The organism is Lysinibacillus sp. NPDC093197, from assembly GCF_044754025.1.
Lineage (GTDB): Bacteria > Bacillota > Bacilli > Bacillales_A > Planococcaceae > Lysinibacillus.
Map to the genome: position 1 here is coordinate 315,113 of NZ_JBIVOH010000001.1, position 17,173 is coordinate 332,285.

Consider the following 17,173-nt stretch of genomic DNA (forward strand, 5'->3'; position numbering starts at 1 on the left):
TAAAGGACTGCGATTGCATCTCCATCATAAGCATACATAATAAATAGGTCCAGATAAACCCCTGCATTCGTCACTGTAATAACTCTTATCATCCATTTGTCGGGTTCTTTCTCCCTCCCCTTTCCTCAAGAATAAAAAAGCACTTTTCAAGGAAATGGACATAGCATGCTATCCCAGTTCACTTAAAAAGTGTTTCATAAAGAATTGAAAATAAACGGTTGTAATAATGGTTAAATACGGTAAATTAAGAAGTCCCAAAATCACTTCCCTTTTTACTTCACATTATTATCTTATAATATTTTCCCTATTAAAAATCACAATTATTGTTATTAGAATAAAGAGGGTTCGATACCCTAAAACTATATACTTATTATCAATCTTATAATCCTTTAAACTAAAAATAAATTCTAGTGACATAAATATAAAATATAAACTAGCTAACAATAAAAAATTTAATTTATTTAAAAATAATAATATTAGTATAAATATACTATACAAAGACACTCTTATTAATTGATTTTTCACTCTTTACTCCCCTCATTCCTAATGTTGTTAGAAACCATTGAAATAACCATTCTTAGGATACTTATCTCTTCGATCTAAATAATTGAAAATGTTTGTGCCTGGGTCGAAATAAAATCCAGCAAGATTAGCAGCAAAGGTTACCGCAGAAACAATATAAGCAGCAATATTTGCAGATACACCTCTCCTAATTAGTGTTTTTTTTATGGAATTAGCAAACACAATGCGCTTAGCTTTACTTAATTGTTTTTTAGCATAGCTTCCTAATATTTTTGTTGCGCTTCCGCCTACTGCTGCTGCTGCAAGAAATATTACAGCATTTATTGTTTTAGATAAAAACCCCTTTTTATTCCACCAAGCATTTTTCCAATATTCGCCATCCGGGTCGATGTTTATTATTGGATTATTATTCGCATAATTGTATCCATTCAGCGTTAAGGGATTCATTGTATCCCCACGCACAGGATCTAATGATAAGAAAACACCAGTATCTGGATTATAGTAACGTGCCATTAAATAATATAACTTTGTATCTTCATCATAACGATAACCAGCATAGCGGTATGGGTTAATAGAGTCCATATCATCTGTACCACTTTGCGTTAAAATGTTACCCCAAGCGTCATATGTGTACGATGCTACAAGCTTACCACTTGCATCTGTCATCCCTAGTACATCACCACGATAGTTTGTAAGGTAATGATAAGTTTCGCCTTTGTAAATCATTGTGAGTGGGTGACCGTTATCATCGTAAACATAACTTTTAACTGCGTAGGAGCTTTTATCCTTTTCATAAAGAACGCGATTGCTATCTCCATCATAAGCATAGTAAATAGGTCCATTACTATCTTTACTATAGATTCTTCTTCCTTTTTCATCGTAGCCATATTCGGCAACAATAGTGCCAGTATTACTCTTTACTTTCGTCAGCTGATCAAATGCATTCCATTCATACGTATACTTTCCATCACTTGTTAAGTTTCCATCTAGATCGTACAAGTATTGCTGATTGTTTACATACGATAATTGATTTGCATCATTATATTGGTACGTTGTAGATTCTGTTTCCCCTGCATTTTTCACGCTTTTTGTAAGACGATTTCCAACCTCATCATACTTATAGTCCATTTGTGGACCATCAATATATGTCTCTTGCGTTAATTGGTTTAAGGCATCATAAGTGTAATTTACTTTATTAACAATGTTATTAATATTGTTGTTTGCATCATACTCATATGTGAACTTATTCCATTCAGATAAACTATCTAACGATAATGTCTCTTCTTGTAAACGGCCTTTTTGATAAACTTTTGATAATTTGCTACCGTTTGTGAAATTAGTTTCTTTTAATTGTCCGGTAACATTGTCATAAGTAAATGTTGCAAGTGGTTTGTCGTTTAACTTTATCTGCTTAGTATTATAAGCATCGTCTGGTTCATATTCTAATGTATTATATCGTTTAAACCCTGGGAATGACAGTTTTGATAAATATTCATTACCTAAATATTCGTAGCTAATATCCCCGTCAATATCCCCTTTATCGATTGATTTTAATAATCCATTTTCATAGTAGCTAATTCGTTTTAAAGTAGATTCATTTTCTCCATAAATTAGCTGATCGTCCCCATCTTTTGTATAACGCCACACTACTTTTCCATTAATAACAACTGTTGAACTAGGAGCTTCTTGGTCAATTTTATATTCAATACGATTTTTATTAGCTGTTTGAAGCAGGACTAACTCACCATTTTCATCATATTGATAAGAAGTTGTATTATTATTGGGATTTGTTTCTTTCGTAATTTGATTTTTACCATTAAATTCAAATGTTGTCGTAAAACCTTTTGCATTCGTTATCTTATTTAAATTGCCATTTCCATCATATTCATAGGCAGTTTTCTGCTGATTTGCATCGGTTACGGTTTCTAGTTCATTTTTCAAATTATATTGATACTTTGTTTCATTTAGCTTGCCGTCTTTAGATGATAAAATGTTGCCAGACAAATCCTGCACAGTAGTTGTCATGTTAGTAAATGCATCCGTATGGGTAATGACTTTTTGGGAATCCTTATAATTTGTTGCGTAATTTTCCCTAACCCCATCGGATGTCTCCATCCATTCTAAATCACCAAAGTTGTCGTATTTATAATTAGTCGTAGCAATACCTGAAGTAGATGGTATTTCTGACTTTGTTAAATTCCCTTTATCATACCAATACTTACTTACCTTATTTCCCGAATCCGTATGCGTCTCAACATTTTGGAATGCAGTATACGTATACGATTGCTTGTTGTTTTCCGCATCCGTTGTATTTAATAGATTACCGTTAACATCATATTCATTCGTCTGCAAAACTTTAGAAACACCATCAATAGTCTCTGTTTCTTGCAAAAGGTTGTAGTTTTGATCGAGTTTATACGTTCTCTCCTCCCCAGAAGGAGAAATGATTTTTTCTACAACATAATTATTGTTAACAAAATATCTTGTTACACCTTGTTCTGGGTCGGTAATTGTTGCAACGCCCGTTGCTCGATCCAATGAATATTCTGTTTTCGGTTGATTTACAGTATCTTCAGTTGGTTCGTACACATATTTTAAATCTGCACCATTGTATTCGAATTTTGTTCGTTTTTCATTTGCATCAACAATTGTCGTTAGAAATTTATTCGTGTACATAAATTGTGTTGTAGTTTTTGAAATTTTGTTATCCTTGCGGTCTTTCAACACATCTACATATTGTAAATAGCCATCTGTAGTATATCGATACGTAATTTGTTGGTCACCATAAGTCATTGTGCTAATTAAGCCATCTTTATCATAACCAAACTGAAGTTTTTTATTTAAGACATCCTTACCTAAATCCGTTGCAATCTCTGTCAATTTATTACTACTATCATAAACATAATTAATTTTATTATTATTACGATCTATTTGAGTCGTAATATAAGCAACCTTTACATCTGTATCAGTTGTGGACTCACGAACTTTAAAAATTGTTTGGTTGCCGTATAAATCGTAAAGAGTAAATGTATCTTCTGTATTTTTCTTTATTTTGTCGTAATTACCGTAGTCACCTTTATACTGGTTTGTTGGTGTATCATAAGTGAAAACATGAATTGTACCATCGGCATCCTTATACTGCAGTTGATTACCTTGACTTCCTGTATTAATGAAAATCTTCTCATCACCAGTAAAGCTCCAGCCATAACCAAAAGCTGATTGTTCATAGTCCTTATTATTGTAAGTTCTAGTAAAAGTTAAGCTTGCATCAGCACGCCCTAAAATAAACATATCTTCATATTGTAAAATATTATTATTTGTTGTTAAGTTTACATAATTTGTACCATTCACCAATGGTCGTGAATCATAATCCCAGTAATCTTCTAGACCTAGTCTTGCAGTTGTTTTATACGTGACTACTAGTTGTGGTTTGTATTTATTTAAAGTTGATTGTTCACTACTAGCAAACTTTTTATAAATTTGTGTGGCTTCATTATCACCCTTCAATAACAAACCGTAGTTTGTAGATGGATTATTAATCCATCCTTGTACAACATTAAGTGGAACCTTCCAGTTAACCATTGCGTCTGCTATTGATGTTGGTGGTGTGCCAATATCCTTTACCGTACTAAGTTTATTACTTGAGAAATCTCCACCTGCAGTTTTCCATGTTGTGTATGGAGTTGTTTTGGCATAGGTCCAAGAAGCTTGATTTTCTTCCCATGTGCTTGTTACATTGTGCAAATTAATGGCAATAGGTGAATTATTATTTGTCGATGAAAACCATAGATTTAGATCAGCAGATACGATTGTTGTACTTGAAGGTACAGCACTTAAATCAAATTTTAATAAGCTCCTAACCGTATTGCCCCCTACTGCAGTCCCTACACCTAGTTCAAAGTCATTTCCACCAGTTTGTGTAGGTGCAGAGCTACGGATTGTCGTATCTTCCATGTTTGCTGAAGTTTGTAGGCGCACAATCGCAGGATCAATCGTTATTGGGTATACACGATCCTCACTATTTAACCAAGTAGCATCTGGTGCTAAGTAAACAAATAAATCTTGTCCAATTACTTCATAACTTAATTTTAATAAATATGATTTTGCTTCTTCAGGAACTGATTGTATTTCATCAACACTTTGGTATCCTTCAGGTTTATAGCTATCATACATGTACGGTGCTTCAATTAAATATAAAGGAGTATTGGTAGTGGCATCCTTTAAATAAATGGTTTGGTTAACTTGTTCGACTGTTAATCCAGTCACATTTACTTTATAAGTTAGTTTCTGCGGAAAACCACCCGTAGGCTTTTCACGATAAACAATATCTTCTTTTACTCGATCAGAACCTACTGTGTAAATGACATCAGTATCCTCTAAAATATTCGGGTATTTTATTGTATTGTCTTGTACAAGACCTTCTGTATTTCGAACTGGTTCTGTTTTATTTGACTTCTTATGTTGAGCTGAAACTAGGCCAAAATCGATTTTACTCGTTTCATCAGTAATCGTGATGTTTTGTTGTGAAGAACTAGTAGCTTTATCAATCTCTATAGAGAAGTCATTCGCCTTATTCTTCACTGTTTGACCATTCTGTGTTTCAACTAAATCATTATCAATGTCTTCCCATTTACCTTGTTCATTTTGAAAGTGAATAGGCTCTTGTGCAATCTCTGCGGTATACGTCCCATCCATATTATCAAACGTTTTTGCATTCTCCGTTCGCAAATCAACTAATTCAGTTGGCTTTTTTTGTTCATGCTTATTTTCTTCTTTGTTGTTTTTTGCGTCTGCGTGTAGCGTAAAATTCCCAAATGGAATATACGCTATAAAGAGCGCAAGTACAACGCTACAACTTAACCATTTTTTCCAAAATTCCTTCACTTACATTACTCTCCTAAAAAATTATATATTTTTGATATTCTGTCCATAAATATCAAGAATTTATTTTATCAATGATTAATACATAAAAAAACGGTAATATATAGTTACAATTTTTTAGATTAATTATGGTTGTATTGCCTTATATGAGAAATTACAAATGTAATTAGAAAAGCATACCTCAATTTCCAGTTGACCTTGTTTTGGCTCAAAGGATAAATTAGCCATTATATTTGATAAGAACGTGTTAATTGAAGCTAGAAAAGCGTGACTATAAACGCTAGTAAAAGCATGGTAATGAGCGGTTTTTTCTTTAACAAAAGGATACCTTGGCTTGTAAAACCCTAATTAATGAGTTTTCTAATCCAAGGTTTTTACAGTTGACGGTGAATCTATTTTAGAATAGATTATTATATATTTAGAGGCTTTCTAATAATGTAAGAAATGAGGAGTTTTATATGAAAGCGACTTTAGTTGACAAGGCAAAGAGTATTTTAGAAGGAATTGAAATTGGATTCTCCAGCGAACAAATGGATATGTAAATGGTTTTGTGAAATTCTATTGGCGAGAATATTTAATTACCGGATACGTGGGAACTATAAAATCAAACCTTTCAGATGCAAAAAATCCTTACTATTTTTTCTATTAATTTAATATTTTCACCGTTTAGCCAATCGCCGTGCACGTTACAACAAAAGAGCAATCCCGACTATTTTTGTGGATTGCCCTTTTTGGTATTGATGAATTTAATTTTCTACATCTACCATATTTCTACATCTACCATATGTGATGTGAAATTTTCGTTATGGATTCCTTCGTGAACCGGTATGAAGATGCTTATCTGTTCGGTAGGTTCGACATCGTCATTAGCAACAGAGTGAACGACTCCTTTTGGAACTAGGAATGTGTCACCTTCTTTATAAGACTTCCATTCACCGTTTTGTAGGAGTTTTACTTTTCCTTTTGTAATATGAATCACTTCAGCCACGTCGTGATAATGGGGCAGTACGGCTCCGCCCACCTCAATGCGTTCTCTTAAGACAGAGCTGACACTTACACCTAGTTCATCCGCCTCTTTGGCACTTAGGAGCTCATGGTGATGGACTTTGCGGTGCTCTATAAATGTATTCCACTTTAATTCATCACCAATTTTCACCTTCGTCTTTTTTTCGGTCATTCCAATCACTCCTTATATGATATTTTCATGTCCGTGCGATACTCGTTTAGTCGAAAATAACGGTACCTGTCCTTCCAAGGATTGCATCCTTTGCTTTATCTAGCGAGGTGATTATCGACTTTCTGCCTTGCTTGCCTCTGACGAATGAAATAGCTGCCTGGACTTTAGGAAGCATACTTCCAGGTGCAAAATGTCCTTCTCTAATCAATTTTTCAGCCTCGTCAACAGATAAATGATCAAGGTTTTGCTGATTCGGCTTACCAAAGTTGATCGCGATTTTTTCGACGGCTGTCAAAATGAACAAAAAGTCTGCATTCAACTCATCAGCTAAGCATCTACTTGCCAAATCTTTGTCAATGACCGCTTCCACGCCGATTAAGGAATGGTTGTTTTCCTCGACTACCGGAATACCTCCGCCACCAACAGCAATCACAATGCGGCCTGCATTCACCAAGTCGTTAATAATATCTTTTTCAACGATTTTAATAGGAACAGGCGATGGAATAACCCGGCGATAGCCGCGGCCAGAATCTTCAATATAAATGTCACCTGTTTCAGCCATTAATCTTTGTGCCTCTTCTTTTGAATAAAAGGAACCAATCTGTTTTGTAGGATTTTGAAAGGCTTGATCGTTCTTATCAACCACCACCTGACTGACAATCGTTGCGACTGATTTATTGATGGAGCGCTTTAACAGTTCTTCTTGGATTGCATTTTGCAAATGGTAACCTATATACCCTTGGCTCATTGCCACGCACTCAGCAAATGGCATGCTGGAAATGCTTACATGTTCCTTCGAGCTTTTTTCAAATGCAAGATTAATAGAACCGACTTGCGGCCCGTTTCCATGGGCAATAACTACATCATGGCCTTGTTCAATTAAATCGACAATCGGTTTTGCCGCACCGTGTACTAATTGCTGCTGTTCCTGGGGCGTAGAACCAAGAGCGTTTCCTCCAAGCGCTATTAAGATTCTACTCATTTACAGCGCCCTCTCCATAAACTTCATAGAAACGAAGGAAGCCTTTTTCGAAGCATGCCATAGGAGGATGGACGATACCCGCGCCAATTTGCCCGATTCCAGCTACTTTATGTGCTATACCTGTATTAATGACTGGAAGAATGTTCGTTTCAATTACTTTTTTAACATCAATTCCAAAGGCAGCTCCGCGAAAGTTTAAAGTTGGAATGGAATAATTGCTATTTTCACTTACCGTAATTTCATACATTTGCTCGCTATATTGAATTGCGTCTTTTACCTCGCCTCCAACAAATTGAACAATTGCAGGGGAACCGCCCATCGCAAACCCGCCAATTCCCATCGTCTCTGTAATGGCACTATCTCCTAAATCCCGAGTTGCCTCCTCCTCAGAATACCCTGGGAAAAATAAACCTTTGATAAAGTTTGCAGGTGCTGTAAACCATTCCTTTTCACTTAGCCCACTAATGCAAATGCCAAATTCCACACCATTTCTGGCCATTGTTGTGACAACAGTGGAATATGGAACACCATGTCCTGCATCAAGTGCAGCTTTACATGCTGGCATGGACAGATTTAAGAAATAGTGTTCATTGTTTTGGATAAAATGCAAGACCTCTCGTAATGTGTCAGTCTCGATTTCGATTTGCATGAAATAATCAGCAATCTCCCGGTAGAAAAGACTTGTTGCCGCCTTATTGCGGTTATGGCATTCATCCCCCATATGAAGAGCTTGAGCAGTAATGGATTTCAAATCAATTCCACCTGTTGGCACAAGCGCCTTTTTCAACGCAGGGGCAAAAACATCGCGCAGCCACTTTAGCCGATCAATTACTTCGCTGGAAAAAGCACCAAAACGCAATACCTTGCCTAGACCTTCATTAATCGAACAATATGCTCTGTTTCCATGTGTTCTGTTTTCAATGACATGTACTGGCATGGATGGGGAGACGATACCCGCCATTGGCCCAACTGTTAAATGCTCATTGCATGAGCCAAATTCAATTTCTCCAGCATTAATTAATGCTTTCGCTTCTTCCTCGTTCGCTGCCATTCCTTCGAAAATGAGCGCTCCGATAATTGCACCTTGCATTGGACCAGCCATGTTTTCCCAGGCGATAGGAGGTCCAGAGTGCAGTATTTTTTTGCTGTGCATACTTGGAATGACATCGATAGCCCGCTCAATATCGATTAAGAAAGGATGGGCATCCTTAATGCGTTGAATGGCTTCCTGGTTTGCCTTTTCCACCTTTTCATTGTCCTGAAAGAAATCTAATGCTTTGAGTAGTTGTATATTGCCTCCTGCTGGGGGCTGCCAGTCAACTTGTATTGTTTCGATGCCCTGCAGGTCTAAATCTTCTTTAAATTTGGACGTTCCGATGTTAATCACACGTAATGGCTGATTAAAAAGCTCATTTAGCGTACTCAATTTAATTGACCTCCTTTTGCACAAGCATTGCTGCAATTCTCGTTGCCATTTCATTGCTGTCAACCACATAAACACCAACAGATTGAAGTTTTTTTTGCTGCTGCTGATAATCTTGCTTATCTTTGAAAGTTCCGCAAATATAGGCAACGACCGGCAAGTACCTTCCTGCCTGTGCGGCCTCATCCCTTGCTAATTTAATCGTATCTAGCGTCACACCTACTGGATCATCATGAGCTCCAAATCCCAATTCAAAGTCCAATAATAAGACAGCCGTTTTTGGGTCTTTTGCTTCTTGAAGAATTCTTTCATTTCTAAGTGAGGGCTCTATCATTGGATGAGGTTTCCCCTTTGTAAATTCGTCATCCCCCATATCTAGCAACGTATGGCCTACACTATAGGTAATATCGCTAAGTTTCTCTTCCACTTTCTTTGCTACATTGCTTTTGACAGTTTTTCCTGTAGATCGGATAATTGACAATGCTTCTGCCGTCAGCGTACCGCCGCAAAATAATCCGCGAATGTCCTGTTGAGAATCCTTTAATTTTGCTTTTTCTGCAGTGATCCATCTTTCCACACCATCCGTAATTTCAGTTTCAATTACTGATTGTGGATCAAGCAATTTAACAGACTTGCGGGCAGCATCAATTAATGTTGGTGAAAAAGTTGCTCCTGCTGCCTCTACTGCTTTTGCGTCTCCATCCAGGAAGCAGACCACTATTGGTTTATTACATTTTTTCACTGCTGCAAGAATTTTGTCCTGAACACTTGGGGCAGGCGGCTTGGAAATTAATGTGATGACCTTCGTATTCTCATCGTTCTCCAATGCTTTAAGCCCTTGAAGCATCATAATACCGCCGATTGATTCATCGAGATCGCGCCCCCCTGTGCCAATCGCTTGTGTAATGCCAAACCCGAGGCGGTCGATTTGCACTGTCACTTCTTGTAGCCCAGTACCGGAGGCTGCGACTAAACCAATGCCTCCTTCGCTTACTTTATTCGCAAAGCAAAGTCCGGTGCGATTAATAATTGCTGTACCGCAATCTGGCCCCATGACGAATAACCCATTGTCTCTACCTTTTCCCTTCAACACTTTTTCATCTTCGATACTAACATTGTCACTGAAAAGCATGACGTGCATGCCTTTCTTTAATGCTTGATTCGCTTCGCGTGCAGCATATTTCCCAGGAACAGAGATAATTGCCATATTAGCTCCCGGCATAAGATTCAATGCTGAATTTATAGTTTTCGCTGTATGATTATTTTCTTTCCCTTTCTTTTCCTTCTTAGCTGTTAATTCCGTATAGATGAGCTCCATCACTTCCTCTGCACGCTCATCTGTATCTGTAATCAAGGCAATAATCAAATCATTTGCTGTTGCTTCTTTTGCCTCATCTGTCAGCAGTCCAATGTTTGCCAGCAAATCTTTGTTCATTTGGGTCGCCATCGAGATAACTGCTTGTTCGACACCCTCGATACTATTCATTTTGCTGGACAGTGACATTAGCGTTACCGAATCATGATAGGCGTTCCTTTCTATCAATACTTTAGATGCCATTATGTATTTCCTCCTTATGATCTATAAGCTGTTGGTATGCCACACTGACACCAGTCAACATATCCGTCCCAGAGGTAGATCCAATTTTTAACACTCGCTGTAAATGAGGAATTGGATTACTATCCATGTTGTCCAATACATCTAGCAAGGCTTCATTAAGCTGCCCCTCCAAGCATTGCTTTAACATAAAATAGCTAACAGTGGTTGTTCTTCCTTTCAACTTCTGTAGCCACTCGGCGCTGCAACTTTCAACTTTCTTGTATAGAGGGGCTTCAAAATACTTCCAAGTTGCCAGCAGCCCTGTTAGAAAATCATCGCCTGCTGGCGTCAGCCCGATCCCAAGACCGGCAAACTTTAATAAAAACGTATCGAGCTTATCTGCCTTTATTTCCTGATTTAGCTGATTTAACCCATCCAAGAAAGAGGAAAAGTAGAAATCCTTCCGTGTGGCAATAGGAACTTCCCAATCTGGATAAGTGAAACTTTTCCATGCCGGAAAAATCCCTGCCGTTGCTCCGTTGTTTAGAATGAAATGGTTCAATTGCGACAAGTGGTAACAAGTTGGCTCGTGCTTAGCTTGCCAGCGCGGCTTAATACCTCTGTTCCAAAGCGCAGCATTTGAAAAATCCCATTGCCAATCGCTAATATTCAAGAGATTATAATCTACTAAATAAATTTCTTTAGTCGACTTTAAAGTTGAACACATCTCAGAAAAAAGATCATTTTCTAAGGTTTTCATCATTCCTGGTGATTGAATCACCTCATTCTTTGCCAAAGAAAATAGCAAAGTGCCGTCATTGGTTATGAAATTGACCACCTTATCAAAAATACTGTGGATTGCTCCGATTTGTTCGCCAATCGGTTGGTGGCGTAACCATTCAAGCAGACGGCCGTCCATTTGATTGATTTTACTTGTATAAGTTCTAACCATTGATATCACCAAATTTTCAAGATTGACAATTTCAGCAAACGACCGATAATTGTTCTCCCTATCTACAACAATAATAGATATTTTCGGACTTCTTACTTATCATCATGGGGCAGAATGAGTTTGAGAGGTATATAGGGGCATGCTATGGACATGGGAATAGAGCATGCCCTCAAAAAGCTTTATTCAACAATAGAAAATTACATGGATTTATGTGGTGGAAAGTTGCTTTCCTTATTTACCTAGTGAAACAAGCAGATTCTGAGAAGATGCTGTCCAACCAAAGATGCCGCCTTGCTGGTTAATCATGTGTATGGAATCTTCATGGTCTCTTGGATCAAATGCCGCAGAGCAATCTTCGAGCAGTAAGCATTCAAATCCACGGTCATTCGCTTCACGAATTGTTGTTTGAACACAGACATGTGTCGTTACGCCAGCGACAAGCAAATGTGTAATGCCTTTATTTTTCAAAATCACTTCAAGGTCTGTTTGATAGAAAGCGCCTTTCCCAGGTTTGTCAATAACAATCTCGCCTTCAACCGGCTTTAGCTCATCCACAATATCATGACCATATTCACCTCGGATAAGAATTCTTCCCATTGGGCCTTCATCACCGATGCCTGCACCTTGCTTGCTGCCGCGTTTCAGTTTGCTTGGTGGGCAATCCGATAAGTCTAGTCGATGCCCTTCGCGGGTATAAATCACCATCAAGCCTTTCTCACGTGCAACTTCCAGTACTGTCTGAGTGGTAGGAATGATGGCGCGTGTTAGCGTAATATCATTCCCCAGTTTCTCGCCAAATCCGCCAGGTGCACAAAAGTCACGCTGCATATCAATGATAATTAGGGCAGTTTTTTCTAACTCAAATTCAAAACTATAAGGTTTCGCATCTATTGCATATACTTTACTCATGTAAATCTCCCTCTCAAATGTAATTTAAAATAGATAGATCTTGGATACTACCCGCAATCCTTTTACAAAGATTCTTTTTGTTGAACTGAATAAAATACAGAAAAAACTATAATTCATTATTTTGAGATATACACAAACTTCCATACGTTAATAACTGATACTATTCTTTTAACCGGTTATACAATAAAGGAAGGAGGATTTAATGTCTTCTTTAGAAAAGATGAAGGACAGCGTTTACTAACTCTGCGCCAAGAAAGATTCCTATTACCCCGACAATTCCGATAAGAGGAGGCGCCGGAACTGGCAGCTTAATGAATTTGAACAATATGCCTACTAGTAAACCTCCAATTAAAGACAGAACGATCTGCAACATCTTACTTGCTCCTTTTTATGTGGGATGTATTTATCAAAAAACATAGCGACCAATCATACACTTTTAATTTTTTTATGTACTCACCTTTCTCTTTTCTTTAAGAGCTTTGAAAAGAGAATCCATTAGTACACCTCCTAAAAATATACCTACCATTCCAAATATTCCAACTAACGGAGGGGCAGGTAACGGCAACTTAACTAATGAAAATAAAATGCCTACAATCAAACCACCTGCTAAAGACAAAAGATAGTCACGCATTTTAAACACTCCTTGTATCCCAAAGTGTAAACAGAAACCTATTACTTGAATCTTGTTTCTATGGCGGCTGAATATTGATTACCTCCATCCTTTAATACCTAAATAATAGCACTTGAAAGCGGTTTAATCATTGTAAGAAGTTGATATTTATTTCACTTTTAATTGGCAACTTTCTACGAAGTGGAACGTCTTTTTAACAAAAAAAAGACATTGTCTTGTAGACAATGTCTAAAGTAACGACCGTTGGGAGTTCCCCCACCCTTACCCTTTTTTCAGTTGCAAGTATTGATGCAATTGGTAGGCCAATGCAATTTCTGTTAATTCAAATCCGTCCTCACCGTCTATTCCAAGTTCTTTCAGCTTATTTATCCGATAGCGCATCGTATTATAATGAACAAACATATCCTCTGATGTTTTTTGCATATTTGTATTGTTTTTAATGTAGTACCTGAGGGTTTCTATAAGGTTAGTATTTTTCTTTTTGTCATATTCGAACACTTTACCTAATTTCTCCATTACGAAATCTTCTAGGATGAAAAGATTCTCAACGTAATGAAAAAGGCGGAACAAGCCGATATCACCATAAAAATGAACATAGGATTGTTTTTGTAAGTTTTCTTTATACACTTGAAATACTAATGTTGAATTGTCGTAATACTCTTTAATCTGGTTAAAACGGTGCACTGTATCGGAAATGCTGACTCCAAGATTACCGTACTTCTCAAACAGTGAAAGAATCACATCCCCTAGATTTTGGAGTTTTTGTCGAACATTATTTTCTGAAACGAGACTAATAAAACAAACTAACGAGTCATTAATATAAAGAACCTTGCAATTTTCTATTGGAACATCAACAATTTTTGAAGCAGACCTTTCAATCAAACCTGAATCGAGCATTTTGTGGAATATTGCTAATTTCTTTTCGCTTTCTTTCTCATTTGTTTTGATGCTCACCAAGACAAATGGGAATTGCAAGTTCCATTTAAACACTTTCGCTTTTTCGATCATTTCGGTTTGAGAGGAATATTGATTATGAAAAATGTCCCTGACAAAACTGCTTAAATGATTCCTTTCTTTTTGAAGCAATGTTTGCTCTGTTTGAAATAAAAAAGCAATTATAAAGGATGCCTGTTCGATGGCAATAATCATGTCCTCTGTCAGATTTTTTTCTTTATCCAATAAAACGACTAAAAAGCCATACTCGTTGCCTCCAGCGTAAATGCACTGAATAAAAATGTCATTTTTTTCATAAAAGGCATTACCCACTTGAACGGAAAACGCGCTGTAGCTCGAGTCCGAATTATATGGCTTACGATGAATTAATATTTCATTTTCTTTTTGTATAGAAGACCGAACATATTCAAAATCATTGTTTAGAAGCAAGATAGGGGCGTTAACGAGATTCGCAAGAGAAAGAACGAACTTGCTTACATCAGTGCCTTCCAATAATAGCTCTAGCAATTGCTGGTGCATCTTATTGCGGAATTCCAACAGAGATGTCTTTACATCTAAAAACTTTGTCAGTACCTGATTGGCAAGTGTTGATAAGTTTGCACCATCTGGGAGCTGCATTAACGGAATCCCGAGCTCATTAGCTTGCTCCACCATAATTTCGGGAATTTCAGCGACATATCTTCCTGGCTTAATTGCAATTCCTGCAAGATTCATTTCTGCCAATTTTGGAATCAATGTTTGAATATGCTCCGGTTTATCCGCAATAGGATACAATGTGGTAAGCAGTAATCCATTTTGATCGATATATGCGTAAATGTCGGGTACTTCCATAAAATACACGTTTTCAACTCTGCGGTTCAAACCGGAATCGCCAGCAATCACTTTTACGTCTTCATACCCCTCCATTTTTAATACATCACATATAGTAATAAACATAATATCACTCCAAACGAGGGAAGAATGTTCCCGTATTTTCGTTTTTTATGTCGAATGCTTTGCGTGACCGTTTTATTATGGATGGTTGCGGTGATTGAGAGGAAAATGAATTCACCGCCCGAAATTTTCATTAAAATACATCTTGCGAGAAACAAGATTTTTTTAATTATAACACGTATACAAGGACGGACCATTGCTCATCAATAACGGCTGTAGCCTTTAATTTTTTACAATATATCTTTATTAGTCGTTGTATTTTTAGCATAAAAAAGGCCAAGACGCCTATCAAATAAGCCCTCTTAGTCACTGATGATTCTATTTAAATTTTGTTTCAAATGCATTAAAAAGAGCAAATGAAGTAGTTATTGTTTTCCTCAACTGTTAAAAAATCATTTTCTTTCCAACATTTTTATATAGTTCCGCTATGAAAAAAGACAGCTTTCTCTTCTTCTGCTTATCATATCGCTGCGATATTATCTCTATGTTAGCCATTCATTTGAGAACGAGAAAGGTTGTCATCGCCACGGATACGGATGACAGTTAATCAGGGTGCAAAGACCTCTGGATTATCGCCTCGCCATGCGCCTATGCAGCCAATTAGACAGACCGTGTAGCTTCTCATTACGCTACCGATTTCACTGTCCGCATATTCAATTACGAGATTTACGCCCTGCTTGCGCCATGCCAAAATACGACCGGAAAATCCAGACCACCTACATTCTTCATCCATTTCAGGTTGACCATATGCCTTTATCGTCTGGTCTGGTGTTGAGCTCATCGTAATTCCCTTTGGAAGCTTTCCAGAAAACGGAGCTTTAATTCTATCATCCGACCCTGGCGCAAGAAAATGGAGGGCGCCAATGATCCATTCATCTTGATTTGTATATTTGAGTCCAGTCAGATCATTTATTTTTGGTGCACGATAAATATCGATGCGTATCGATGTTTTCACAGACCAAATAATATCGTCTTTAAAATAGCTGTTCGGGGATGGCATTCTCTTGACACCGAATGATTGCAGTAAAGCTTGAACATTCCTGGGATTATACGGATGGCCAAGCAGTTCAATGAGCAGTTCAGATGGTTCTTTCATTCGTAAATCCACTCCTTTCGCTTCTTTCAAGGGATACAACATGATGAAATCGTAGTGTCCCTTAAAAGGACTTTTTTCTGATAATACCGTCCCCCGTCTCGTTGTACCGGGGTAAAACCATTGGCTCTGTATTAATCCTTATATTCTACATTGCTTCCAATTTCCCCTTCTTCTACTATGCTGCACAGTTAGATGCCCATGTCACATACAATCAACACTACATATCAGAAAATGAAAGTTTATTGAGATCTTTCAAGTGAGTGAAAGAAGGATTTTTTAACAACTTTATTATCTCAATTTGAGTTCAACAACATGCTTTAACACTCCCTTCTATATTGTTTAGCACTTTCTTTTTCCAAAATAACCTTTTCTATTGTAACTTTATTTATTTTAACACCATTTTCTGGAGTATCCATCAATGTCATATGGATTCTATCATAGGGAGCGCCACCATGATGTGCACTATAATTTATCGCACTTGCATGAGCGATATTTCTTCTTGTATCGCCATCTATTCCTTCAATTTTATCTATTTTTGGACACATGATTAAATCTGAATAAGCTTTTTCGAGATAGAAAAAATATCTGGTATATAAAGTTTCTTCAAGCACCACATTTTCTGGCACCTCTAGGTTAAATAGAATTCAAATTTAAAAAATCACAAATAAAAGAGTAGAGATTCCCTACTCTTTTACTTGTTTAGTAAAATATTTTCTAATGCCTGAGCATTTTCTTTATTTAAATTTCCATAGCCTTCTTTTTCATTATTGCTAATAATTGTTGCTGTATCATTATTTTGATCGAACCAAATCTGATATTCAAATAATCGTTCAGGCATATTTTTATCATACTTATAAAATAGTGTTGCCTTTACATCTTTTTCTCTAGCCATTTTAAATTCTACATTTGGTTCCCATTTAATTTGTTTAAATATTTTTCTTATGGTCTCCATTGTTTTTTCTTCAGTAATCATTACAGATTCTCCATAGCTTCCATCTGCCTTAACCTCTTCAATATCTATCCTAGTGAGTTGTTTTAAATCAAACTTATTCGGAACTTTATTTATACAGCCTATTAAAAGCATTACAAAAATAAAACAGATGCCAAACCGAACATTTATTTTTTTAGACAACAAACCAACTCCTATTCTCTAATTACGTAGCTCATTATACAATA

At 36.9% G+C, this 17,173-nt stretch carries 13 protein-coding genes; all 13 read right to left on the minus strand.

The window, feature by feature from the left end; genetic code table 11:
* Positions 1-552: 552 nt before the first annotated feature.
* The 13 genes from ACIP9G_RS01560 to ACIP9G_RS01620 all read right to left on the minus strand — a co-directional run bounded on the left by ACIP9G_RS01560 (position 553) and on the right by ACIP9G_RS01620 (position 17,129).
* Positions 553-5,406: a DNRLRE domain-containing protein gene (locus tag ACIP9G_RS01560; protein ID WP_401016862.1), complete on the minus strand. Its 4,854-nt coding sequence runs from the start codon at positions 5,404-5,406 to the stop codon at positions 553-555.
* 757 nt (positions 5,407-6,163) lie between these two features.
* Positions 6,164-6,580, minus strand: coding sequence for a cupin domain-containing protein (locus tag ACIP9G_RS01565; protein ID WP_401016864.1), 417 nt, complete (start codon positions 6,578-6,580; stop codon positions 6,164-6,166).
* A 46-nt stretch (positions 6,581-6,626) separates the two neighbouring features.
* Complete coding sequence (gene arcC, locus ACIP9G_RS01570) at positions 6,627-7,562, minus strand: carbamate kinase (protein WP_401016866.1); 936 nt, start codon at positions 7,560-7,562, stop codon at positions 6,627-6,629.
* On the minus strand, positions 7,555-8,988 hold the full coding sequence (locus ACIP9G_RS01575; protein ID WP_340824450.1) for a YlbE family protein: 1,434 nt from the start codon (positions 8,986-8,988) through the stop codon (positions 7,555-7,557). The genes arcC and ACIP9G_RS01575 overlap by 8 nt, the downstream gene beginning before the upstream one ends.
* A gap of 1 nt (position 8,989) precedes the next feature.
* Positions 8,990-10,528 carry an acyl-CoA synthetase FdrA gene (gene fdrA, locus ACIP9G_RS01580; RefSeq protein WP_401016869.1) on the minus strand — a complete coding sequence of 513 codons (1,539 nt, stop codon included), beginning with the start codon at positions 10,526-10,528 and terminating at the stop codon, positions 8,990-8,992.
* Between the two features lie 4 nt (positions 10,529-10,532).
* Complete coding sequence (locus tag ACIP9G_RS01585) at positions 10,533-11,474, minus strand: oxamate carbamoyltransferase subunit AllH family protein (protein ID WP_401016871.1); 942 nt, start codon at positions 11,472-11,474, stop codon at positions 10,533-10,535.
* Between the two features lie 231 nt (positions 11,475-11,705).
* Positions 11,706-12,383 carry a cysteine hydrolase family protein gene (locus tag ACIP9G_RS01590; RefSeq protein ID WP_401016873.1) on the minus strand — a complete coding sequence of 226 codons (678 nt, stop codon included), beginning with the start codon at positions 12,381-12,383 and terminating at the stop codon, positions 11,706-11,708.
* 211 nt (positions 12,384-12,594) lie between these two features.
* Positions 12,595-12,756, minus strand: coding sequence for a XapX domain-containing protein (locus tag ACIP9G_RS01595; protein ID WP_172771582.1), 162 nt, complete (start codon positions 12,754-12,756; stop codon positions 12,595-12,597).
* A gap of 72 nt (positions 12,757-12,828) precedes the next feature.
* The gene (locus tag ACIP9G_RS01600) at positions 12,829-13,014 is read right to left on the minus strand and encodes a XapX domain-containing protein (RefSeq protein WP_172771583.1); all 186 of its coding nucleotides are present in this window, start codon (positions 13,012-13,014) and stop codon (positions 12,829-12,831) included.
* A 261-nt stretch (positions 13,015-13,275) separates the two neighbouring features.
* Entirely contained in the window at positions 13,276-14,904 is a 1,629-nt protein-coding gene (locus tag ACIP9G_RS01605; RefSeq protein ID WP_401016876.1) for a PucR family transcriptional regulator, read from the minus strand.
* A 544-nt stretch (positions 14,905-15,448) separates the two neighbouring features.
* Entirely contained in the window at positions 15,449-15,997 is a 549-nt protein-coding gene (locus ACIP9G_RS01610; protein WP_340824439.1) for a hypothetical protein, read from the minus strand.
* A gap of 317 nt (positions 15,998-16,314) precedes the next feature.
* Entirely contained in the window at positions 16,315-16,611 is a 297-nt protein-coding gene (locus tag ACIP9G_RS01615) for a hypothetical protein (RefSeq protein WP_401016878.1), read from the minus strand.
* Between the two features lie 77 nt (positions 16,612-16,688).
* Complete coding sequence (locus tag ACIP9G_RS01620) at positions 16,689-17,129, minus strand: hypothetical protein (RefSeq protein ID WP_340824437.1); 441 nt, start codon at positions 17,127-17,129, stop codon at positions 16,689-16,691.
* Positions 17,130-17,173: the final 44 nt, after the last annotated feature.